Here is a 20305-nt window from a genome sequence, read left to right on the forward strand (position 1 = left end):
AAAAAGCGATCCGAAGATCGCTTTTTAGAGAATTAAAAATACTTTTAGAGGGTCATATCTGCTGTTAAAGCGAGTGGTTCTGGCAAAATTTCTGCCAATTGACGGCATAAACTCGTCAATTCATTACTATCCACAGGCATTAAAGTGATATGGCCTAATTTACGGCCAGCACGTTCTGACTTGTTATAAAGATGCAGATGAGCACCATTTAAGGCAAGTACATCCTCAGTTTTAGGATGTTGACCAATAATATTGATCATAACTGTTGGGCGAACAACTTCTGTTGAGCCTAATGGTAAACCTGCAACAGCTCGAATATGGTTTTCAAATTGAGAACAAACTGCGCCTTCAATTGACCAGTGGCCTGAGTTATGCACACGCGGTGCCATCTCATTTGCACACAAACCTTGTTCTGTTACAAATAGCTCGAGAGTCAGCACACCAACATAGTTAAGGTGATTCAACAAACGAGTAATGTAGTCTTGAGCAACGGGTTGCAAAGCTTCACTATTCGGTGCAGGAACAATTGAATGCGATAAAATACCATTATGATGATGGTTTTCAGCCAATGGCCAAGTTTTTACTTCACCATTTTGGCCACGCACCGCAATAATTGAAACTTCGCGAGAGAATTTAACAAAGCTTTCGGCAACTAGACTTTTTGCAGGACCAAGCTCAGCCCAAGCAGTATCAATCTGGTCTTCTGAACGAAGTACAAACTGGCCTTTGCCGTCATATCCGCCAGTTGCAGTTTTAAGTACAATCGGCAAACCAAGCTCAGCTACAGCCTTTTTCAAGCTTTCTAAGCTATCTACAGCACGATACGGCGCAACAGGAATTGTAAGCTCATCAAACAATGCTTTTTCTGACAAGCGATTTTGCGCAGTTGCTAAAGCAACACGGGGAGGGTGCAATGTTTTGGTTTGTGTCAAAACATCAACATCTTCAACGGGCGTATTTTCAAACTCAAGACTGAAAACATCAGCACTTTCAATAAAGTGCTTTAAACCTTGCTCATCTTGGCTAGAAAAAACCTGGCCTAAAACACCTGCTGGACAATCTGTATTTGCTTCAAAAAAAGTACATTGAATATTTAATGGTAACGCTGCTTGAGCCATCATACGGCCCAGTTGCCCACCACCAAAAATACCGATAGTTTTATCCATCTCAGCCTCTTACACCTGACCCGGAATATTTTTGCTTGCAACTTTATCAGTTTGCGCAGCACGGAAATCAGCAACATTTTTTGCGATTTCAGGACGAGTTAAACCTAAGATTTGTGCAGCCATAATTGCCGCATTCGTTGCACCAGCTGGACCAATCGCTAAAGTACCAACTGCAATACCTGCTGGCATTTGTACAATTGAAAGCAAAGAGTCTACGCCATTTAAAATTGATGATTTAACTGGCACACCTAAAACAGGTAAATCAGTTTTTGCGGCACACATTCCAGGTAAATGCGCTGCACCGCCTGCACCAGCAATAATCACTTGAATACCGCGATCACGTGCAGTTTCTGCATATTCAAATAAACGATCTGGAGTACGATGAGCAGATACCACTTCCGCTTCAAATGGGACACCAAGCTGTTTAAGCATATTGGCTGTGTTTTCGAGAGTTGCCCAATCAGATTGAGAACCCATAATAATTCCAACGAGAGGTTGAGCGTCTTGTGCTGCGGCCGCATTCATTGCTAATGTTCCAGAGACAAAAGTAAAAGAAGATAAATCTCGACGAGAGCCAAGTTTTAAATGGTTCGGAAGCCCATTATTATAGACTGATTTTTCATCTCACGAAAATTTAACTGACCAGCTCTGTGAATATTTTTAATTTGATAGAAAAATGTCATGGTTTAACAGTGACACATTCTCAATTTTTATTAATATTAATTAATTAGATATCTGAAATATAATCAGGTATTTGAAAAATTAATAGCTTGTATAGAACCAATTATTCAATACAAGCTACCATAGATTACTGGCTTCTAAATACGAAATAAACACAACCAAATAGACATAACATCGCCCATAAGTAATCGAGTTTAAAGGGTTGCTTAAACAAGAAAATCATAAAAGGTACAAACACTACCAATGTAACCACTTCCTGAGTGATCTTCATTTCACCGAGTAACCAGCCTTGCGCGCTTAACATACGAGTGGCTGGAATCATAAAACTGTATTCAAGTAAGGCAATAATCCAACCGAATAGAATCGCTTGCCAAAGTGGAGCATGGTGCAAAAATTTAAGATGCCCATACCATGCAAGTGTCATAAAGCAGTTAGAAATAATTAATAGCGTAAAAGCTAAAACCGTTGGGCTCAAAGGCACATCCTTCATCATCACGATGATTTAAGTATTTTAACGATACAAAACATTATAAAAGATAAAACTGTAATTCAGCTTAAATCTAAAAAATAAAGCTGTAGTTTTATTAGGGTCTCAAACACATAGAACAACAACGATTTTTGACTATCTTTTCGAGTTTAGCCTTGCTATCGTTGCTGGCAAATTTATCAATAATGCACACACAGCAATTCATTTTAATGTTGTGTACAAAAGCAGTGGAGAAGGCGAGCAATGCATCTGCATATCTTGGGTATTTGTGGCACTTTTATGGGCTCTTTAGCACTTTTGGCTCGTGATTTAGGACATAAGGTAACTGGTTCCGATTTAAACGTTTACCCACCGATGTCTACCCAGTTAGAAAATGCAGGCATTACACTCATGCAAGGCTATGACCGTAGTCATTTACAGCCTCATCCGGACTTGGTTATTGTCGGCAATGCCATGAAACGTGGTATTGATGCTGTTGAATATATGCTAAACGAAGGCCTGCCATATATTTCTGGTCCACAGTTCCTTGCCGATCATGTTTTACAAGGTAAACATGTACTTGGTGTCGCAGGTACTCACGGGAAAACAACAACTACGACCATGTTAGCTTGGGTACTTGACCAAGCTGGTTTAAATCCGGGCTTTTTAATTGGTGGTGTTCCACTCGGTTTTAGTGAAAGTGCTCGTTTAGGCGGTGGTAAATACTTCTGTGTTGAAGCCGATGAATATGACTCTGCTTTCTTTGATAAACGTTCTAAGTTTGTTCACTATCACCCAAAGACGGCGATTTTAAATAACCTTGAATTTGACCATGCCGATATTTTTGATGACCTAGCAGCGATTCAAAAGCAGTTCCATCATCTTGTGCGTACCATTCCAAGTGAAGGCCGCATTATTGCGCCAATTACTGAAACTCATATTGATGAAGTACTTGAAATGGGCTGCTGGACACCAGTAATTCGTACAAGTCTAGAAGCGAATGAAAAAGCTGCTCTCTCTGCCGAATTAATTTCAATTGATGGCAGCCATTTTAAAGTACTCGAAAATGGCAATGTCGTTGGCGAAGTGAAATGGAGCATGACAGGGCAACATAGTGTAGCGAATGCTTTGGCAACAATTGCAGCTGCTCAACATGTAGGTGTTACGCTTGAACAAGCTTGTGAAGCTTTGTCTAACTTTGGCGGTGTGAAACGTCGTATGGAGTTACTCGGCACAGTCAATGGCATTGAGGTTTATGACGACTTCGCGCACCATCCAACAGCAATTGACACAACTTTAGATGGCGCACGCAAACGCTTAGGTGAACGCCGTTTATGGGCCATTATTGAACCACGTTCAAACACGATGCGTATGGGCAGTCACAAAGATGGCTTGGCACATTCAGCACGCTTAGCAGACGAAGTGATCTGGTATCAGCCAGAAGGCTTAGATTGGGATTTACAACCTGTGATTGAAGCTGCTTCTAACCATGCTCAAGTGAGCCGTTCACTTGATGAAATTATTGAACGTATTGTCAATGAAGCAGGTGAGGGCGATGCCGTTGTGATTATGTCTAATGGTGGCTTCGGTGGCTTACATCAAAAATTAATGAGCGCATTAAAAGCAAAAGCTGCTTAAATTTCGCTTTAGATGATTCAATAAAAAATGGGTTTCAAATTGAAACCCATTTTTTTATCAGTGACTTTTAAAGCTTTTCTGGCTCTATATTGGCCATAAATTTATTAGAAACCATTAAACGTAAACTATAGACAATGCCCATCGCAAAAACGCTATATCCCACGTTATTACAAATAAAGGGAATACATAAAATAATGAGCGCTGTGATTGGGTAAAACCATTTCGTGATTCCAGATAAGCATTGGAACTCATAAAGTACCCAAATACAGGTGGTATAAAGCACTACACTCACCGCAACAACTATTCCCATATATAAATCAGAAATATGCGCATGATGGGTTGTAACATCCACGGCAGCAGCAAGCGCAGCACCTACCGCAGCAATACTGACAAAAACAAAATAATGACCGTATCCCCAAACAAATGGGCGTACACCTTTCACATGATGGTGTTGTTCGCTACGGTCAAAATAAGCCCACCACATCGCAAACATTAACATCAATCCACCGACCATTAAGAAAATAGCAGGGATATTCATTGACTGAGCGGCTAAAGCATCACGTATGGCATTAAAACTACCGACAATCGACTCACCCAACACAATAATTGTGAGTAGGGCATAACGTTCTACAATATGATGAGGATGCCACGGCGTTGGTGAATATTTTTCTGCATAGATTGGAACAAATAATTCCACTACAACCAGAAATAAAAATAGAGTTATTGAAAGTACATGAGCAAAGTTAGCGACAAGCCAGCCAATTTGTACTAAGACTATACCTATTGCATAGCGATAAGCCGTAACTCGCCGTTCAGGATCATGTTTTGCCGCTCTGAGCCACTGAGTCACTAAGGCCATGCGCATGATCACATAACCGATAATGATTACATCAAAATCCTGACTACGAAATACATCAGGGATACCCGCTGCCATCACCAATGACCCTACAATCTGTACAAAGGTAAGGCATCGATACAATGCATCATCGTTATCGTAAGCCGAAGCAAACCATGAAAAATTCATCCATGCCCACCACAGCGCAAAAAATACCATCAAGTAGCTTGGTAATGCATGCCAGAGGTGATTTTCAATAATTGCATGATGTAACTGCTGACCCGCTGTTGCAATCGCGACCACAAAAATTAAATCGAACAATAATTCAAGTGGAGTCGCTGCTCTATGCTGCTGATCAGGATCTCTTGGGGATAGGGGCCTCAAGCTTAATTTTTTCTGTTTTTCTTGAGTAGTCATAAAATAACGTTCTCGAATAAAGTGCCAACACGTTAACACTTTAATATTAACGTCCAGAACACGCATTAAAAATTATTTAGACCTGCTGTTTAATCTTTACTCACAAACAAACTATATTTCATTTTTGTGACAATTCTTTATCAAGACCTTAAGCTTAATTCTTTATCATAGCCCACGTTTTTTGTTCTTGTTTGGAATATGGATGTCTTTAGAAACACTCAACCTTAGCTTATTCCATGTGATTAATGGGGCTCAGGATGCGAGTCAATTTATCATTCGTCTTGCTATCTTTTTTGCTAATGATCTCCTCTATATTCTCTTATTCATCCTTACATTTTTATGGTTTTATGGCGATCAAGATTTAAAAAATAGGGTCATTAAATCTGTCTTTTTAACCTGCGTATCACTTTTAGTCGGTTACGTTATTTCTCTGTTTTACCATCACTCAAGACCGTTTGTCATGGGTGTGGGTACGACTTTTATTGAACATGCGCCAACAGCATCTTTTCCAAGTAATCATATGCTGATTTTCAGCACCATTGCTTTATCTTATTTGTTTGCTCAGCGCAAAATAATTGGAATTATCCTTTTATTTTTATCATTTGTAGTGGCGTGGTCACGTATTTATTTAGGTGTGCATTTCCCTTTAGACATGTTAGGGGCTTTTATTGTCGCACTACTAGTCAATACAGCAGGTTATTACTTCTGGAATGCTTACGGTACAAGTTTGACGGCATTCTGTATTCATATTTATCAGATTATCTGCAAACCACTTTTAGACCGCGGTTTGATTAAATAACCTATAGATCTTTTTTTGCATTCAAACCACGACATTAAGTTCAGTTGCGTAATACAAAAAAATCTGCCATTCTATGTCGACTTGGATATGTTTTATCCAAAACAGAATTTAGTTTGACAAGGGGAGTAGCCTCCTCCAAACATAACAGCAGTGTTATGTGTCAGATATCGTCAATACGCTTTTATTAAAAAGTCGGTATCTGAGCATCGTGAAATTCATGATGTAGGCAAGACCTTGATCATGTTGATACAGATGTTTAATTCATCTGGCAACTGGTCGAGGTTTTTTTATGCCCAATTGCCGGATGTATGGAGGATTTATGGAATCGATCGGCAATTTATGGCTGTACATAGCATTCTTTGGCATAGTCATTGTGATGCTCCTGATTGACTTTTTAGGCTTTAAGCAAAAGCAAGGTCAGGATGTCTCAATTAAGCAAGCTGCTTACTGGAGTGTGGCGTGGGTAAGCGTCGCAGCCCTATTTGGTGGTGGTTTATGGCTTTACCTACAACAAACAGTTGGGGTGACCTTAGCAAACCAAAAAACAATGGAATACTTTGCGGGTTACTTACTCGAAAAGTCTCTCGCAATTGACAACGTTTTCGTATGGTTAATGATTTTCGCAGCGTTTGCTATTCCAGCTGCACTACAACGTAAAATTTTGCTCTACGGCGTATTAGGTGCAATCGTACTACGTACCCTCTTTATTTTTATTGGTGCATGGTTCGTTCAAGAATTTTCTTGGGTACTTTATATCTTCGGTGCGTTCTTGGTATATACAGGCTTTAAGTTCTTAAAAGGCCAAGATGAAGAAACCAATATTGAAGATATCAAGCTCTTAAAATGGTTACGTAACCATATGCGTATTACACCACAGCTTGAAGGTGACAAATTCTTTGTACGTCAAAACGGTTTATTGTGGGCAACGCCGTTATTTTTAGTGTTGATTTTGGTTGAAGCTTCAGACGTGATTTTCGCAGTAGATTCTATTCCTGCTATTTTCGCGGTAACTAGCGACCCGTTTATTGTTTTAACGGCGAACTTAATGGCAATTTTAGGTTTACGCGCAATGTTCTTTTTACTTGCTGGCGCTGCGACTAAATTGCATTACTTGCCATACGGCTTAGGCATCATTTTATTGTTCATTGGTGCGAAAATGTTGTTGCTTGATGTATTCCACATGCCAATCTGGATCTCGTTAAGCTTTATCGTAATAGTGTTAGCAATCACTGCTTATCTCTCTTTACGTCATAATAAGCGACAAATCTCATAGAATCTTTATTTGAATAATATTAAAGGGCTTTCATAGAAAGCCCTTTTTAAATTAAGAATTGACTATTTTTAATTTTGGCCATTGTTGTAACCAATTTTTGCTTTCTACACGATTTTTGAAAGTCTGATAACTAACTAAAGCTGAATTCCAACGTAGATTCAATTCAAATAAATCTGATAAGCCAAAAGGTGCAATTATTTCTAAATTGCCGAAACTGTCGAAACGTATTGCTACAGCTGTTGCTGTTTCTGACCATAATGATAATGCTTCCTCAATCGAAGTTAATGGCTGAATTTTTTCACCATTATCTTTACGGTACCATGTATGTACCAAAGCCTGATTAACAACATCCCAATCTTGATTTGGAAATTTGCTTTTTAAATCACTTTGCAATTCTTTTTGATAACTATCATCATATTCATTAGCATTATAATAAATCACATCCATATCACTTGTATTTAAATCATAAGTTTTACCATGTAAATATGACCAAACAGTGTTTCTCACAGCACCAGCACTTAAATAAACTTTTGGATGCAATTGAGAAATAATAAATAATATCTTTAATAAACAAGGAGATTTCATTACCAAATCAATAAAATCTTGTTGATAATTATTATATATATTTGTCATATTTTAAAAAATACTAAAGTTATCCACCATGTAATAGTACATAGAAGCTCTGTACTTTAAAAGTGCTGATCAATATCATATGCCAACTTAAAATTTATCTTTCCTAATCAGAAACATAATAGATAACAGCTATTCGGTATTTTATGCCGAACATACTTATTAAAATGTGTGGAGTCTCATGCGTTCTAAAAAAATTAATCTTGTCGTTGTCCCTCTATTACTCACGGCATGTAGCCATAATGATGGACCTTTAGTACAAGACGTATATAACAACCAATATGACTGTGCTCGTGACTGGAATACCCAAACTTGTAAAGAAGAAAATAGCTCAAGTGGACATGGTTCTAGCTATGTTGGTGGTCGCTATTTAGGTCCTGCGTATTATCGAAATAATCGGGAAGTTTCTTTTCGCGGGAATACATTACACCCTTATAGCAATTTGAGTGTAGGCCGCCCCATTATTTCAAGTACGGCGAAAAGCGCTTCTTCTTCATCCCCAATTCGTGGTGGTTTTGGTCGTAGCGGTTTTTCTTTTGGCGGCTAAGTCTTTAGGCATTCACTTAATATGAAAAGAAAAATATTTACTCCGCGCCCAGATTGGCAAGTGGAACATCAAAATATTGGTTTTGATTATTTTAATTTACCTTCTCTTGATGGTTCAATTTACTGGTCTGAAGGAGTTGCTTATGAGTTTACCCTTAAACAGATTGAACAACTTGAGGATGCAGCAAATGAACTGCATCAGATGTGTTTAGCAGTAGTAGGAGAACTCATTCAACGCGGGGACTATCCAGCTTATTTTCAAATTCCTGAAGCAGCCATAAGCCATATTGAACACTCATGGAAACAAAATGCTCCGATGCTGTATGGCCGCTTTGATTTCGCTTACGATGGGCGAAATATCAAAATGCTGGAATATAACGCCGACACGCCGACTGGCTTACTCGAAGCCTCTGTCGCGCAGTGGCTGTGGATAGAACAGGTCTCAGGTATTGCAAACCGAGATCAGTTCAATAGCATTCATGAAGATCTGATTAAACGCTGGAAAACAATTTTACCGCGTGGTAGCCATGTGCATTTTGCTGCTTGTCAGGAGGCTGGAAGGGAAGACTGGGGAAATCTCGAGTACTTGATGGATACAGCTTATCAAGCTCATCTACAAGTTTCCGAGCTTTCTATGGAAAACATAGGCTGGAACGGGCAAGATTTTGTTGATCTCCATAATCAGCCCATTCAAAACATATTTAAGCTCTACCCATGGGAATGGATCTGGGAAGAAGCATTTTCTCAATATATCCACCCACAAACACAGTGGATTGAACCCTGCTGGAAAATGTTACTTTCAAATAAAGCGATTCTGGTTGAGCTTTGGAAGCGTTACCCAAACCAACCATTGTTGGTCGAAACCCATACGTATGACCCGCAACAAGCTTTGTCTGGCAAATGGGTGAAAAAGCCGATTTTGGCAAGGGAAGGGGCCAATATTCGAGTTTTACAAGACGGCCATGACCAAGGCGCAGCTTCTGGTAGCTTTTATTTTGATGACTATGACAAATACGGTTATATCGTACAGAAATGGATAGATACCCCATTATTTTCAGGGCAACTACCTACACTCGGTTTATGGATGGTTGGACATCAATGTTCAGGCATGTCTATTCGTGAAGATTGCTATGACATTATTGGTAATGATGCTCACTTTGCAGCACATTATTTTGTGGAGTAATAAATGCCTAGAGGTATTTTAAAAAGCACTGTTTAGGTGCCTTTTTATTGTGCCTTCCACGCGGTCAATCAGTGCATTTTACGTATATAGCGAATAATGAACTTTAGTTTCTAAAGCTAAATTAGAACAAAAATTCAAAAATATAATGACTTAATCTTATGTAATTTAATAATTTTATTCTTATTTCTTCAATTAAAAATCAATATTGGCAAGCTCTTTGCATCTCCTAAAAAGAAAAAAGCCTAGATTTTAAGGGCTCGTGAGAGCCCTGATTTTTTTAAGGAGTGATGCCATGAATGCGATTCCAACTTTAACGCCCCTTGCCATGCCGTGTAACAGCAGTTTTGAAGCAAAAGATTGGGAAGTTTTATCGAACCACTGGTATCCCGTCGCACGTAATCAAGATGTCTCTACTGCACCTCAACGAGTCACTCTACTAGACGTCAATATGGCGTTATATAAAACAGAAAGTGGAGAAATTCATCTGGTTCGAGACATCTGTCCACATCGTGGGGTGCCTTTAACCAAAGGTTGGGTAGATGGTGAGGAGATTGTGTGTCCTTATCATGGTCTACGCTATAACACCGAAGGGAAATGTACCCAAATACCAGCTCAGCCCGAACTAACTAAAATTTCTGATCGTTTTTCTCTGACCAAATTTCCAGTTGTACAAAGATATGGTCTCATTTGGACCAGTATTCATGGTCGTGATATTGCTAAAGCCAATATTCCTATATTAGATACTTGGGACCACGCAGAGCATCAATCAATTTTACCGCCTTTCGTCGATATTGGTGGTTCTAGCGGACGTCAACTTGAAGGGTTTATCGATGTCGCTCATTTTGCGTGGGTACATCACAATGCCTTTGCAAATCGCGATAATCCCATCGTCCCTAAATATCACACTGAACGTACCGACTATGGTTTAAAAACGGTCTATATCAGCAATGTCAGTAATTATCCGCATGAACTAAAACATCTCGAACCAGAAGGTTTTTTATGGAAGCGTACTTTTGAGGTTTATCCACCTTTTTCAGCCGTGCTCACGGTCGATTTTCCAGAAGGCGGGGTCTTAAAAATCTTGAATGCCTGTTGTCCTGTTTCAAGCAATAAAACCCGTTTATTTGTTCCACTCACCCGTAACTTTGACCAAACAGGCGATTTAGAAAAGGTATATGCATTTAATGCCCAAATTTTTGCCGAAGATCAAGACATGGTCGAATCACAAAAGCCAGAAGAACTGCCGCTTGATTTAATGATGGAAGCACATTTTGAAGCAGACCGTTCATCAACAACTTATCGACGGATTTTGGCTGAATGGGGACTAAGTAAACGTTATACCGTTTAAATATTAGCTAACTGGGGTACAATCAATCGAAAAAAGTGAAAATATAAAGGCTTTCCATGTCATTAATCGCAAATACCACCGTTGTGCGTGGTCGTTTTTTAGATATCCAGCAAACCGTCTCTGAGCCAACAGATATTCCAAATCAAGTGCGTTATTTGGAAGATGGTGTATTGGTTAGTGAACATGGAAAAATCAAATGGTTTGGTGCATGGGAAGACGCTCAGACGCATCTACCTGCTGGGGTTGAGATTCAACATTATCCAGAACAATTGATTGTACCCGGCTTTATTGATACCCATATTCACTTCCCGCAAACCGAAATGGTTGGAGCATATGGTGAACAACTTTTAAGTTGGCTCAATACTTATACTTTCCCAACTGAAATCCAATTTCAGGACAAAGCATATGCAAGTGAAATTGCCCAGTTCTTTGTTCAAGAGCTACTGAAACACGGTACAACCACAGCACTGGTTTTCTGTACAGTTCACCCCGAGTCTGTTGATGCCTTATTTAAAGCCGCAGAACACGTTCAGATGCGTTTAATTGCTGGTAAGGTACTCATGGACCGCCATGCACCTGAAGCGCTTTGTGATACGCCAGAAACAGCTTACAGCGACACCAAAGCACTGATTGAGAAATGGCATGGTAAGGGCCGTGCTCTCTATGCGATTACTCCACGTTTTGCACCAACGTCTACACCTGAACAGTTAGAAAGAGCAGGGCAGTTAAAACAAGAATTTCCAGATGTTTATGTACATACCCATTTAAGTGAAAACAAAGATGAAATCGCTTGGGTGAAATCTTTATTTCCAGAACAAGCAGGCTATTTAGATGTTTATCAACATTATGGCCTGACTGGTAAACGTTCTGTATTTGCTCATTGCGTTCACTTAGAAGATCAAGAATGGCAATGTATGCATGATACACAATCGGCTATTGCATTTTGCCCAACGTCAAACCTGTTCTTAGGCAGTGGTTTATTTCCAATGAAAAAAACTTGGGAAAAACAAGTGAAAGTAGGCTTAGGGACAGATATCGGTGCTGGTACATCATTTAGTTTGCTGCAAACCGTTAACGAGGCTTATAAGGTTCAGCAGTTACAAGGTGATAAACTTTCAGCTTATGAAGCGCTTTATCATGCAACCCTAGGCGGAGCAAAAGCGCTTGATTTGCAAGATCAGTTAGGCAACTTCAACGTCGGTAAAGAAGCAGACTTTGTGGTACTGAATCTCAAGCCAACAGCATTACAGGAACTTCGCCAGTCTAAATCCAAATCTGTTGAAGATTCACTGTTTGCATTATTCACTTTAGGTGATGACCGTAATATTGAGGCGACTTATATTTATGGAAACCGTGCTTATCAAAAAGAAACAGCCAAATAAAAAAGGCATTGTTAAGTTTTTGTTATTATTTGGAATATGTGCTCTTGCATTAAAGCGTGATCGACATAATCCGCAAAATCATAAAATTTCACAGCCATCAAAGGGTGCATGAAACGTCATTTTGCTTTAAAATTTTACCATTAACTCAGATTTTCGAGGTGTTGCAGGTCAACACCTTTTTTATTTTTTCTTTTATATCTTGTAGGAATCTGCCATGACTGTTGCAATGAGCATCATGATTTCAACCGAAGAAATTCAAGCAAAAGTCAAAGAGCTCGGCGAGCAAATTAACGCTCACTATGCAAATAGTGATAAAGAATTAGTCCTTATTGGACTACTTCGTGGTTCTGTTATTTTCATGGCAGACTTGTGCCGTACAATTACCAAACCGCATGAACTCGACTTCATGACAGTGTCTAGCTACGGCGGCGGTACGACTTCAAGTCGAGATGTCAAAATCTTAAAAGATCTTGACGGTGAAATTCGCGGTAAAGATGTATTGGTTGTTGAAGACATTATCGACTCAGGCAATACCTTAAGCAAAGTCGTTGAAATGTTGCAAACTCGTGAACCAAACTCGATTCAACTCTGCACATTAGTGAGTAAACCGTCTCGCCGTGAAATTGATCTCGAAGTGAAATTTTTAGGTTTTGAAGTAGAAGACAGATTCATTGTGGGCTATGGCTTAGACTACGACCAAAAATATCGCCACTTACCTTTTATTGGTGAAATTGGTTTATAAATTTCATAAAAATAGCACCGCAAGGTGCTATTTTTTTATATAAAGCCTTAGCTTTGAACAAAAAAGACACAAAAAGTCGCAATCTGCTACAGACAAAATAGACAGCTCTACCGCACGATAGAATATGAAGCAAAATCATTAACTTCATCAAAAAAACAACTGGAGAACAAATATGTGGTCACTTATTGTCGCTATTGTAGTTGGTTTCTTTGCTGGCTTAATCGCTCGCGCTTTGCATCCAGGGGATGATAAAGCAGGTTTCATCGTAACTACCTTAATTGGTATTGCAGGTTCACTTTTAGCCACTTATGGTGGTCGTTTGCTTGGACTTTATGGCGAAAACTCAGCTGCAGGCTTTATCGCATCCGTGATTGGTGCCATCGTTATTCTTTTTATCTACAACTTGATTGCACGAAAAAGCTAAACTTTAATTCATTTATAAAAAAGCACCTTATGGTGCTTTTTTTAATTTATTTTAAAGACCTAATTCTTTCCATACGGCCTGAATTTCTTCAGCAGAGCGTGCGCCAACCAGTTTGAAACCATTTGCAAAAATTAAAGTAGGAGTGCCGTTAAAGCCGAGTTTTTTTCCTAATTCCAAATTACGATCAATTGGGTTTGCACAGCTCGCAGCTATTGGTTTAACCCCTTGCTGAATCAGTTTTTTCCATGAGTAAGATTGATTTGGTGCACACCAAACTTGTCTAGAAACCACAATAGACTGAGGTTTTAAAGGATAGATGAATGTGTAAATGGTCACATCTTTCAGCTTATCGAGTTCAGGTTCAAGCTGCTTGCAATAAGGGCAGTTTGGATCAGAAAATACTGCTAGAACATGCTGTCCATTACCTTTAACTGTTTTAATTGCATCTTTTAAAGGTAATTGTTTCCAATCAATTGAGTTCTGTCCTAACACCAGATCTTTGGTCAAATTCTTCTGATCTTTTAATCGAATCATAGAACCAACAAGCATATGCTGACCATCTTCACCAATATAAATAATTTGTTGATCAAGATTAGCGCTATATAGCCCTGGCATTTCGGTTTTCTGAATATTGCTAATTTTCAAATTAGGATATTGTTTCTTAATATTTTCCCTAACAGTATCTACATTAGCGAAACTCACACTTGCAGTTAAGCTAAATAACGCCAATATTCCTAATTTTTTAAGCATAAAACCAACTCATAGGTAGGAGAGGAGATCATTTTAATCAGTTCAGCTTTTGAAAACAGAACTGATTACCGAGTTATAACCAAACTTCCACTCATTTATGCCAATGTTTCACGTGGAACATAAGCAGGTTTTAGAGTATTAATTTCTACCGATATATGCACAATTTCATCATGAATTGATAAAGCCTGACGAATCTGATCCGCGGTTAAAGAAATATCGTCAGTTTCGAGCGCTAAAATACAAGAAAACTTACCTTTTGCGACTTTCCAGACATGAATATCCGTAATTTCAATATTTTTAGGAAATTCAGCAATCACTTCACGAATTTCTTCAACCACAGGATGGTCCATTTCTGCATCTAAAAGGGTTTTTCCTGTCTCTTTCATTAACCCAAGAGACCATTTTGCAACCAAAATAGCACCTAAAATCCCTAAAAGCGCATCTAAAAAATCCCAACCGAAATATTTACCCGCACAAAGCGCAATAATTGCAAAAACGGAGGTGACAGCATCTGCAACTACATGTAAAAAAGCGGCTTTTTGGTTTAAATCGTGGTGGTGATGTCCATGCTCATGATGGTGATGGTGATGGTGATGGTGATGGTGATGGTGCCCATCATCGTGAAGTAACCATGCGCAAATCAAGTTAATGACCAAACCTAAAATTGCAATCGGAATCGCTTCATTATAAAAAATTTCAACTGGACTAAATAAACGTTGTATCGACTGAAACGCCATAAAAATGGCGACAACCATCAACAAAATTGCACTGCTATAACCCGCTAAAATCTCGATTTTCCACGTTCCGAAACTAAACCGACGATCTTTGGAGTAATGACGAGCCGCGCGATAGGCAAAATAAGCTAAACCGAGAGCCAACATATGGGAACTCATATGCCAACCATCAGCCAGTAGTGCCATTGAATTGAAAAACCATCCACTGAATATTTCTAACACCATCATTGATGCCGTTAAAATCGTTGCAATCAAAATACGTTTTTGTGCAAGTGGATTTCCTTCATCAAACTGATGTTGATGATGACGTGATACACTATGATCCTGCATAATATTTAAACCCAATATACTCCCTACCAGTATATTGAATTATACAAGAGAACACAGATGAGTCACATTGGTCAGGATAAAAAAATACTTAATCGTGTAAAACGACTAAAAGGACAAATCAACAGCATTGAGCATGCTGTTGAACAGCCAGATATTTCATGCATAGAGATACTACAACAAGTTGCTGCAATTAAAGGGGCAATAAACGGTTTGATGAGTGAATTAATGGAACAGCATTTACATCACCACGTGCTCAAAGACGCACAAGTTGATCAGAATGAGCTACATGAGTTTTTAAAGGTTCTAAAAAGATACGGTTAACGAGGTTACTGAATGACACAGCCATGTGCATCATTCAGAATTTTTTAATTATTTTCCAATACAGAATGAACCAAAAATCTTGCCTAATAGGTCATCAGCGCTAAAATCACCAGTAATTTCACCTAAAGCATTTTGGGCAAGGCGTAGTGACTCAGCAACCAGTTCACCTGCGTTAAACACAACAAGTTGCTCGCGTGCTTCTGAAAGATAGAGCTGTGTGCGCTTCATTGCGTCTAAATGACGTGTTCTTGCAATAAAGGTGTCTTCCTCAGGGTGAAAGCCTGCATGCGCTGTAATCGCATCTACGAGGCCTTGTACGCCCATCTCTTGTTTTGCAGAAACGGTTATATGACGGAACCCTTGAAAATCGCTTATTTCAGCTAATTGACCAGTTAAATCGCATTTATTACCAATTAAGATTAAACGACGCGGTTCAATATGTTCAGCAAAATATTCTTGAGCAAGTTTTAATGGGTCATCACCTTGATTTAAATCATAAACTAGCAATAACAAATCAGCTTGTTCAATTTCTTTAATTGCTCTGCGAATCCCTTCTTTTTCAACAATGTCACCTGTTTCACGTAGGCCAGCTGTGTCTGTTAAGGTGATTGGTAGGCCATTTAAGCTAATTTTTTCATGTAAAACATCGCGAGTTGTACCAGCAATATCGGTCACAATTGCGCGTTCAACGCCAGCTAGTGCGTTTAACAAGCTCGACTTACCTGCATTTGGTTTACCCGCAATAACGACTTGCAAGCCTTCACGGAGTAATTGACCTTGTCGTGCAGAGGTTTGAACAGCATGTACTGACTGCTGAACATCTTCAAGTAAAGCTAAAATTTTGCCATCTGCCAAGAAATCGATTTCTTCTTCAGGAAAATCAATTGCTGCTTCAACATGCAAGCGTAAATGAATCAGTTTTTCTAAAACGGTATTAATTTTTGTTGAAAAAGCACCTTGTAAAGAGCGAACCGCAGAGCGTGCCGCAGCTTGCGAAGTCGCATCAATCAAGTCGGCTATCGCTTCCGCTTGTACCAAGTCCATCTTGCCATTTTCAAAAGCACGCATGGAAAATTCGCCGGCTTTTGCAGCAATTGCACCAAGCTCAAATAGACGTCCAAGCAAGGCATTTTGGATGACTGGACCGCCGTGACCTTGTAGCTCTACAACATCTTCACCTGTAAACGAGTGAGGATTGGGAAAGCATAGAACAATCCCTTCATCCATAATACTGCCATCAGCATCATAAAATTTACGGAAACCCGCCATACGCGCTTCTGGCAAGTTTTTTTGTGTCAGGTTTTGAGCAATTTCATAAGCCTTAGGTCCAGATAGGCGAATCACGCCCACACCACCACGCCCAGGTGGCGTTGCAATTGCGGCAATCGTGGTTTGACTTTGCATATTATTCACCTAAAAACCTAAAATCCAGCCAAAGAAAAATCCGCCTAAGATTACCATCTTAAGCGGATTTATTCAGCAAAAGTTCAACGATTAAGAAGCTGATTCAGTCTTATTGATACGACTTTTCTCAACGCTCTTATTAATAAACGACTGCTGTAAAATAGTAATACTGTTGTTCACAATCCAGTACAGTACGAGACCGGCAGGGAAGAACAACATAAATACCGTGAACATAATCGGCATAATGCGGAACACTTTTGCCTGCATTGGATCAGCCGGTTGCGGGTTCAACATTTGCTGTGCAAACATGGTAGCACCCATGATTAACGGCAAAATGAACCAAGGATCCATTGCTGACAAGTCTTGAATCCAACCTAACCATGGTGCGTGACGTAATTCCACACTTTCCATGAGTACCCAGTACAAAGCAAGGAAAATTGGCATTTGAAGCAACAATGGTAAACAACCTGAAAGTGGATTTACTTGTTCACGCTTGTATAAAGCCATCATTTCTTGCGAGAAACGCATACGGTCTTCACCGAACTCTTCTTTCATGCGTTGCATTTCTGGTGCAATCACACGCATTTTCGCCATAGAACGATAACTTTTTGAAGATAAAGGCCACAAGATCATCTTCACCATAATGGTAAGCAAGATGATTGACCATCCCCAGTTGCCCACAATGCTATGGAAGAATTGAAGACCTAAGAACAAGAGCTTAGCAATCGGCCATAACCAACCATAATCAACAGTCTGATTTAAACCAACAGCTAAATCTTTTAATTCAGATTGTACTTTAGGACCTGAATAAAGTTTTGCATCCACTTCCATTGAAGTGCCTGCCGGAACATTAATCACTGGTGAGGTAAAACCAATGATATTCATGTGATCAGCAGATTGACGAGATTCAAGTTTAGCTACATAAGGCTGACCATTAGCTTGAGTCAGCTTAAGGTTTCCAGGAATCCAAGCACTTACAAAATAATGCTGAACAATCGCAACCCATCCACCTTTCGCTTCAGTATTTACTTTTTCTTCTGAGAAATTAGCAAATTTAAGCTTGTTGTAATGTGCATCAGGCGTTCCCCAAGCTCCACCTAAGAAAGTTCCTAGAGTGAAAATACCTTGAGAAGATTTACCCGGATCTTCAGAATTATCGCGCTTTAATTGTCCAAACATCTGACCTTGCCAGCTTTGTTGGCTACGGTTAATGACTTGATGTTTTACAACAATTGGATATTGACCTTGGGTAAAGGTAAAAGTTTTAATAATTTCAACGCCTTCAGGTGTTTTAAATACCATCGGAACGTTTAAAACTTTTTCAGATTGATCCTTTTGGTCCTGTACACCTTTAGCATCAGCCAAAGTATATGATGTCTTTTCAACAGCATATAATGGACGACCACCACGACTACTATCTGGTCCATTCAAACCAATTAAGCCAGATTGAGCAACATATGTACGCTTGGCATCATTTTCAAGCATAACAAAAGGTTGATCGCTGTCTTTGCTTTTGTCGTGTGAGAGTAATTCAATACGAACAATATCACCACCTTTTGGATTGATCCAAATATGGTAAAGGTCAGTTTGTACTGAAATAAGCTGTTGATTCACAGGTGCAGTTGCATCTGTGGTTTGTGACTGCGCAATATTTGCTTGTGGCACATCGGAAGCCACTGTTGCATTTTTAGCATTTGGCAAATCAGCAGATACTTCATGCGAACTTACAGCTGCCGCTTGTTGTTGCGGAGCAGTTGTAGCATTTCCATAATCTTTTTGCCAAGCCAAAATGAGCAAATATGCGGTGACAAACATGGCCCCGAGAATTGCAAACCTGGCCCATTGTTGCATATCTATTACCCCAAATGGTTAGAGAGATTTTGCTTCAGTAAACGATCACGAAAGGGTACAGCAACATGATGCGTTTGAGAATCTATTTGATGAAACGAAATAAAACGAATTGCTTTTGGCGGTACCGGATCATATCCAGATCCTCCCCACGGATGACAACGACAAATCCGTTTAGAAGATAACCAAACGCCTTTTATCGCACCATGAGTTTGCAATGCTTCTATCGCATATTGGGAACAAGTCGGGATATAACGACAACGGGGTCCAAGAAGCGGACTAATCGCAATTTGATACAGTCGAATCAACCAACGTAGAAAACGGACCATTGGCTATCTCTTAATTCTGCGAGGTTGTGCCAACTTTAGAATGTTTTTTTGCTAAGCGCTGTAATTTTTGCCAAGCAAAGTCTAATTGTTGATATAGCTCAGCATTCGTAATCGTTTCTATACCAACTTTCGGCATCACCACAACATCTATGTCTGATCCAAAATTCGGCTGATGTAGACGAAAGCTCTCACGAGCAAGACGTTTTATTCGATTTCTTTCATGCGCTCGGCGCACTTTTTTCTTAGCAACAACAATACCCAAACGGCTTTTAGGCTGTTCGGTTAATTTTGCAAGAAATAAAAAATGGGGTTGATGCACTTTAAAAAGCGCACCATCAAATACACTTTTATAATCTGCAGCACAGCGTATTCGCACGTCTGTGCTAAAACTGTAAAGTGTCATCACACCCAAGTCTGGTCAGCGTAACAGTATTAAACAGTTAAGCTATGACGACCTTTTGCACGACGACGAGCTAATACTTGACGACCAGCTTTAGTTGCCATACGAGCACGGAAACCATGAACGCGTTTACGCTTTAATTCAGATGGTTGGAAAGTACGTTTCATATTGAAACTCCCAAAAATGATCTTTCTATAAAGGTCCGCGATTTTATTGTGCAATGTTTACGCTGTCAATGAAAAACCAAGAAAGTTTTGTATTTAACCCAAATTTTTAATCTCTTCTCTTCTTTTTATCACGGTCATAATTCAGTGCAATATATAGCTTTAAAAGTTATACACAAAGTAATTGTCTATTTTTATTAGAACTTTTAATATATACACACCTTATATACATATTTATCAACAAAACAAGATACCATCTTGGTTTGGATTTGCTGTATTTGAATTTAAATTCATATTTTGCAGTTATCCACAAAAGATCACCTCCCTATTAAATAAATTCAAATTTAGAAATTTAAATTTATTCTTATTAGGGATAACTTTTTCTGTGGATTTCGCACTTTTAAATTTAAAAAACATATATTTGAGTTGTTGATAACTCTGTTTTTACTATATTTATGGATTGTGGATAAGTTTATGTGTTAATTTATCCACAGG

General features: G+C 39.1%; 22 protein-coding genes. 10 read left to right on the forward strand and 12 right to left on the reverse strand.

Annotation, left to right across the window (positions count from 1 at the left end):
- Positions 1-44: 44 nt before the first annotated feature.
- The 3 genes from RMB06_RS03785 to RMB06_RS03795 form a co-directional block, all read right to left on the reverse strand.
- Positions 45-1166, reverse strand: a complete 1122-nt coding sequence (locus RMB06_RS03785) for a 5-(carboxyamino)imidazole ribonucleotide synthase (RefSeq protein WP_311078422.1) — start codon at positions 1164-1166, stop codon at positions 45-47.
- Between the two features lie 9 nt (positions 1167-1175).
- Positions 1176-1691, reverse strand: a complete 516-nt coding sequence (purE, locus tag RMB06_RS03790; protein ID WP_002115451.1) for a 5-(carboxyamino)imidazole ribonucleotide mutase — start codon at positions 1689-1691, stop codon at positions 1176-1178.
- A gap of 283 nt (positions 1692-1974) precedes the next feature.
- Positions 1975-2337: a DMT family protein gene (locus RMB06_RS03795; protein WP_075384089.1), complete on the reverse strand. Its 363-nt coding sequence runs from the start codon at positions 2335-2337 to the stop codon at positions 1975-1977.
- 240 nt (positions 2338-2577) lie between these two features.
- On the opposite strand from RMB06_RS03795, the gene mpl reads away from it, so the two are divergent.
- On the forward strand, positions 2578-3951 hold the full coding sequence (gene mpl, locus RMB06_RS03800) for a UDP-N-acetylmuramate:L-alanyl-gamma-D-glutamyl-meso-diaminopimelate ligase (protein WP_032038268.1): 1374 nt from the start codon (positions 2578-2580) through the stop codon (positions 3949-3951).
- A gap of 67 nt (positions 3952-4018) precedes the next feature.
- On the opposite strand, the gene RMB06_RS03805 is transcribed toward mpl, so the two are convergent.
- On the reverse strand, positions 4019-5269 hold the full coding sequence (locus tag RMB06_RS03805) for a low temperature requirement protein A (RefSeq protein WP_086400365.1): 1251 nt from the start codon (positions 5267-5269) through the stop codon (positions 4019-4021).
- A 136-nt stretch (positions 5270-5405) separates the two neighbouring features.
- Between RMB06_RS03805 and RMB06_RS03810 the strand changes: the two genes are divergently transcribed.
- Together RMB06_RS03810 and RMB06_RS03815 are read left to right on the forward strand one after the other, a co-directional pair.
- Positions 5406-6002: an undecaprenyl-diphosphatase gene (locus RMB06_RS03810; RefSeq protein WP_032042486.1), complete on the forward strand. Its 597-nt coding sequence runs from the start codon at positions 5406-5408 to the stop codon at positions 6000-6002.
- A gap of 319 nt (positions 6003-6321) precedes the next feature.
- Entirely contained in the window at positions 6322-7275 is a 954-nt protein-coding gene (locus RMB06_RS03815) for a TerC family protein (RefSeq protein WP_025464217.1), read from the forward strand.
- A gap of 51 nt (positions 7276-7326) precedes the next feature.
- On the opposite strand, the gene RMB06_RS03820 is transcribed toward RMB06_RS03815, so the two are convergent.
- Positions 7327-7908, reverse strand: a complete 582-nt coding sequence (locus RMB06_RS03820; RefSeq protein WP_002124528.1) for a nucleotidyltransferase family protein — start codon at positions 7906-7908, stop codon at positions 7327-7329.
- 178 nt (positions 7909-8086) lie between these two features.
- Here RMB06_RS03820 and RMB06_RS03825 point away from each other — a divergent pair, with 178 nt between their 5' ends.
- From RMB06_RS03825 to RMB06_RS03850, 6 genes are all read left to right on the forward strand, one after another.
- Positions 8087-8452 carry a hypothetical protein gene (locus tag RMB06_RS03825; protein ID WP_032056184.1) on the forward strand — a complete coding sequence of 122 codons (366 nt, stop codon included), beginning with the start codon at positions 8087-8089 and terminating at the stop codon, positions 8450-8452.
- A gap of 21 nt (positions 8453-8473) precedes the next feature.
- Entirely contained in the window at positions 8474-9634 is a 1161-nt protein-coding gene (locus tag RMB06_RS03830; RefSeq protein ID WP_311078427.1) for a glutathionylspermidine synthase family protein, read from the forward strand.
- Positions 9635-9926: 292 nt separating this feature from the next.
- The gene (locus RMB06_RS03835; RefSeq protein ID WP_311078428.1) at positions 9927-10982 is read left to right on the forward strand and encodes an aromatic ring-hydroxylating dioxygenase subunit alpha; all 1056 of its coding nucleotides are present in this window, start codon (positions 9927-9929) and stop codon (positions 10980-10982) included.
- Between the two features lie 56 nt (positions 10983-11038).
- Entirely contained in the window at positions 11039-12364 is a 1326-nt protein-coding gene (guaD, locus tag RMB06_RS03840; protein ID WP_311078429.1) for a guanine deaminase, read from the forward strand.
- A 214-nt stretch (positions 12365-12578) separates the two neighbouring features.
- Positions 12579-13106, forward strand: coding sequence for a hypoxanthine phosphoribosyltransferase (hpt, locus tag RMB06_RS03845; RefSeq protein WP_002115408.1), 528 nt, complete (start codon positions 12579-12581; stop codon positions 13104-13106).
- A gap of 172 nt (positions 13107-13278) precedes the next feature.
- Complete coding sequence (locus RMB06_RS03850) at positions 13279-13530, forward strand: GlsB/YeaQ/YmgE family stress response membrane protein (RefSeq protein WP_002115476.1); 252 nt, start codon at positions 13279-13281, stop codon at positions 13528-13530.
- 51 nt (positions 13531-13581) lie between these two features.
- On the opposite strand, the gene RMB06_RS03855 is transcribed toward RMB06_RS03850, so the two are convergent.
- Positions 13582-14280, reverse strand: coding sequence for a DsbC family protein (locus RMB06_RS03855; protein WP_126645900.1), 699 nt, complete (start codon positions 14278-14280; stop codon positions 13582-13584).
- Positions 14281-14375: 95 nt separating this feature from the next.
- A complete protein-coding gene (gene dmeF / locus RMB06_RS03860) occupies positions 14376-15344 on the reverse strand; it encodes a CDF family Co(II)/Ni(II) efflux transporter DmeF (protein WP_311078430.1) in 969 nt (322 codons plus the stop codon).
- Between the two features lie 57 nt (positions 15345-15401).
- On the opposite strand from dmeF, the gene RMB06_RS03865 reads away from it, so the two are divergent.
- Positions 15402-15665 carry a metal/formaldehyde-sensitive transcriptional repressor gene (locus tag RMB06_RS03865; protein ID WP_311078431.1) on the forward strand — a complete coding sequence of 88 codons (264 nt, stop codon included), beginning with the start codon at positions 15402-15404 and terminating at the stop codon, positions 15663-15665.
- 48 nt (positions 15666-15713) lie between these two features.
- On the opposite strand, the gene mnmE is transcribed toward RMB06_RS03865, so the two are convergent.
- The 5 genes from mnmE to rpmH form a co-directional block, all read right to left on the reverse strand.
- A complete protein-coding gene (mnmE, locus tag RMB06_RS03870) occupies positions 15714-17069 on the reverse strand; it encodes a tRNA uridine-5-carboxymethylaminomethyl(34) synthesis GTPase MnmE (RefSeq protein ID WP_044101820.1) in 1356 nt (451 codons plus the stop codon).
- A 90-nt stretch (positions 17070-17159) separates the two neighbouring features.
- On the reverse strand, positions 17160-18920 hold the full coding sequence (gene yidC, locus RMB06_RS03875; protein ID WP_311078432.1) for a membrane protein insertase YidC: 1761 nt from the start codon (positions 18918-18920) through the stop codon (positions 17160-17162).
- A gap of 5 nt (positions 18921-18925) precedes the next feature.
- A complete protein-coding gene (gene yidD, locus RMB06_RS03880) occupies positions 18926-19246 on the reverse strand; it encodes a membrane protein insertion efficiency factor YidD (protein WP_003656027.1) in 321 nt (106 codons plus the stop codon).
- Between the two features lie 10 nt (positions 19247-19256).
- On the reverse strand, positions 19257-19649 hold the full coding sequence (rnpA, locus tag RMB06_RS03885; protein WP_005063921.1) for a ribonuclease P protein component: 393 nt from the start codon (positions 19647-19649) through the stop codon (positions 19257-19259).
- A 29-nt stretch (positions 19650-19678) separates the two neighbouring features.
- Complete coding sequence (rpmH, locus tag RMB06_RS03890) at positions 19679-19813, reverse strand: 50S ribosomal protein L34 (RefSeq protein ID WP_000831329.1); 135 nt, start codon at positions 19811-19813, stop codon at positions 19679-19681.
- Positions 19814-20305: the final 492 nt, after the last annotated feature.

The organism is Acinetobacter sp. V104_13 (assembly GCF_031798995.1).
GTDB lineage: Bacteria > Pseudomonadota > Gammaproteobacteria > Pseudomonadales > Moraxellaceae > Acinetobacter > Acinetobacter pittii.

What these genes read in the sequence shown, in the direction of transcription:
- RMB06_RS03785 (WP_311078422.1), bottom strand. Translation starts at nt 1,166, where the DNA reads ATGGATAAAACTATCGGTATTTTTGGTGGTGGGCAACTGGGCCGTATG.
- purE (WP_002115451.1), bottom strand. Translation starts at nt 1,691, where the DNA reads ATGAATGCGGCCGCAGCACAAGACGCTCAACCTCTCGTTGGAATTATT.
- RMB06_RS03795 (WP_075384089.1), bottom strand. Translation starts at nt 2,337, where the DNA reads ATGAAGGATGTGCCTTTGAGCCCAACGGTTTTAGCTTTTACGCTATTA.
- mpl (WP_032038268.1), top strand. Translation starts at nt 2,578, where the DNA reads ATGCATCTGCATATCTTGGGTATTTGTGGCACTTTTATGGGCTCTTTA.
- RMB06_RS03805 (WP_086400365.1), bottom strand. Translation starts at nt 5,269, where the DNA reads ATGCGTGTTCTGGACGTTAATATTAAAGTGTTAACGTGTTGGCACTTT.
- RMB06_RS03810 (WP_032042486.1), top strand. Translation starts at nt 5,406, where the DNA reads ATGTCTTTAGAAACACTCAACCTTAGCTTATTCCATGTGATTAATGGG.
- RMB06_RS03815 (WP_025464217.1), top strand. Translation starts at nt 6,322, where the DNA reads ATGGAATCGATCGGCAATTTATGGCTGTACATAGCATTCTTTGGCATA.
- RMB06_RS03820 (WP_002124528.1), bottom strand. Translation starts at nt 7,908, where the DNA reads ATGACAAATATATATAATAATTATCAACAAGATTTTATTGATTTGGTA.
- RMB06_RS03825 (WP_032056184.1), top strand. Translation starts at nt 8,087, where the DNA reads ATGCGTTCTAAAAAAATTAATCTTGTCGTTGTCCCTCTATTACTCACG.
- RMB06_RS03830 (WP_311078427.1), top strand. Translation starts at nt 8,474, where the DNA reads ATGAAAAGAAAAATATTTACTCCGCGCCCAGATTGGCAAGTGGAACAT.
- RMB06_RS03835 (WP_311078428.1), top strand. Translation starts at nt 9,927, where the DNA reads ATGAATGCGATTCCAACTTTAACGCCCCTTGCCATGCCGTGTAACAGC.
- guaD (WP_311078429.1), top strand. Translation starts at nt 11,039, where the DNA reads ATGTCATTAATCGCAAATACCACCGTTGTGCGTGGTCGTTTTTTAGAT.
- hpt (WP_002115408.1), top strand. Translation starts at nt 12,579, where the DNA reads ATGACTGTTGCAATGAGCATCATGATTTCAACCGAAGAAATTCAAGCA.
- RMB06_RS03850 (WP_002115476.1), top strand. Translation starts at nt 13,279, where the DNA reads ATGTGGTCACTTATTGTCGCTATTGTAGTTGGTTTCTTTGCTGGCTTA.
- RMB06_RS03855 (WP_126645900.1), bottom strand. Translation starts at nt 14,280, where the DNA reads ATGCTTAAAAAATTAGGAATATTGGCGTTATTTAGCTTAACTGCAAGT.
- dmeF (WP_311078430.1), bottom strand. Translation starts at nt 15,344, where the DNA reads ATGCAGGATCATAGTGTATCACGTCATCATCAACATCAGTTTGATGAA.
- RMB06_RS03865 (WP_311078431.1), top strand. Translation starts at nt 15,402, where the DNA reads ATGAGTCACATTGGTCAGGATAAAAAAATACTTAATCGTGTAAAACGA.
- mnmE (WP_044101820.1), bottom strand. Translation starts at nt 17,069, where the DNA reads ATGCAAAGTCAAACCACGATTGCCGCAATTGCAACGCCACCTGGGCGT.
- yidC (WP_311078432.1), bottom strand. Translation starts at nt 18,920, where the DNA reads ATGCAACAATGGGCCAGGTTTGCAATTCTCGGGGCCATGTTTGTCACC.
- yidD (WP_003656027.1), bottom strand. Translation starts at nt 19,246, where the DNA reads ATGGTCCGTTTTCTACGTTGGTTGATTCGACTGTATCAAATTGCGATT.
- rnpA (WP_005063921.1), bottom strand. Translation starts at nt 19,649, where the DNA reads ATGACACTTTACAGTTTTAGCACAGACGTGCGAATACGCTGTGCTGCA.
- rpmH (WP_000831329.1), bottom strand. Translation starts at nt 19,813, where the DNA reads ATGAAACGTACTTTCCAACCATCTGAATTAAAGCGTAAACGCGTTCAT.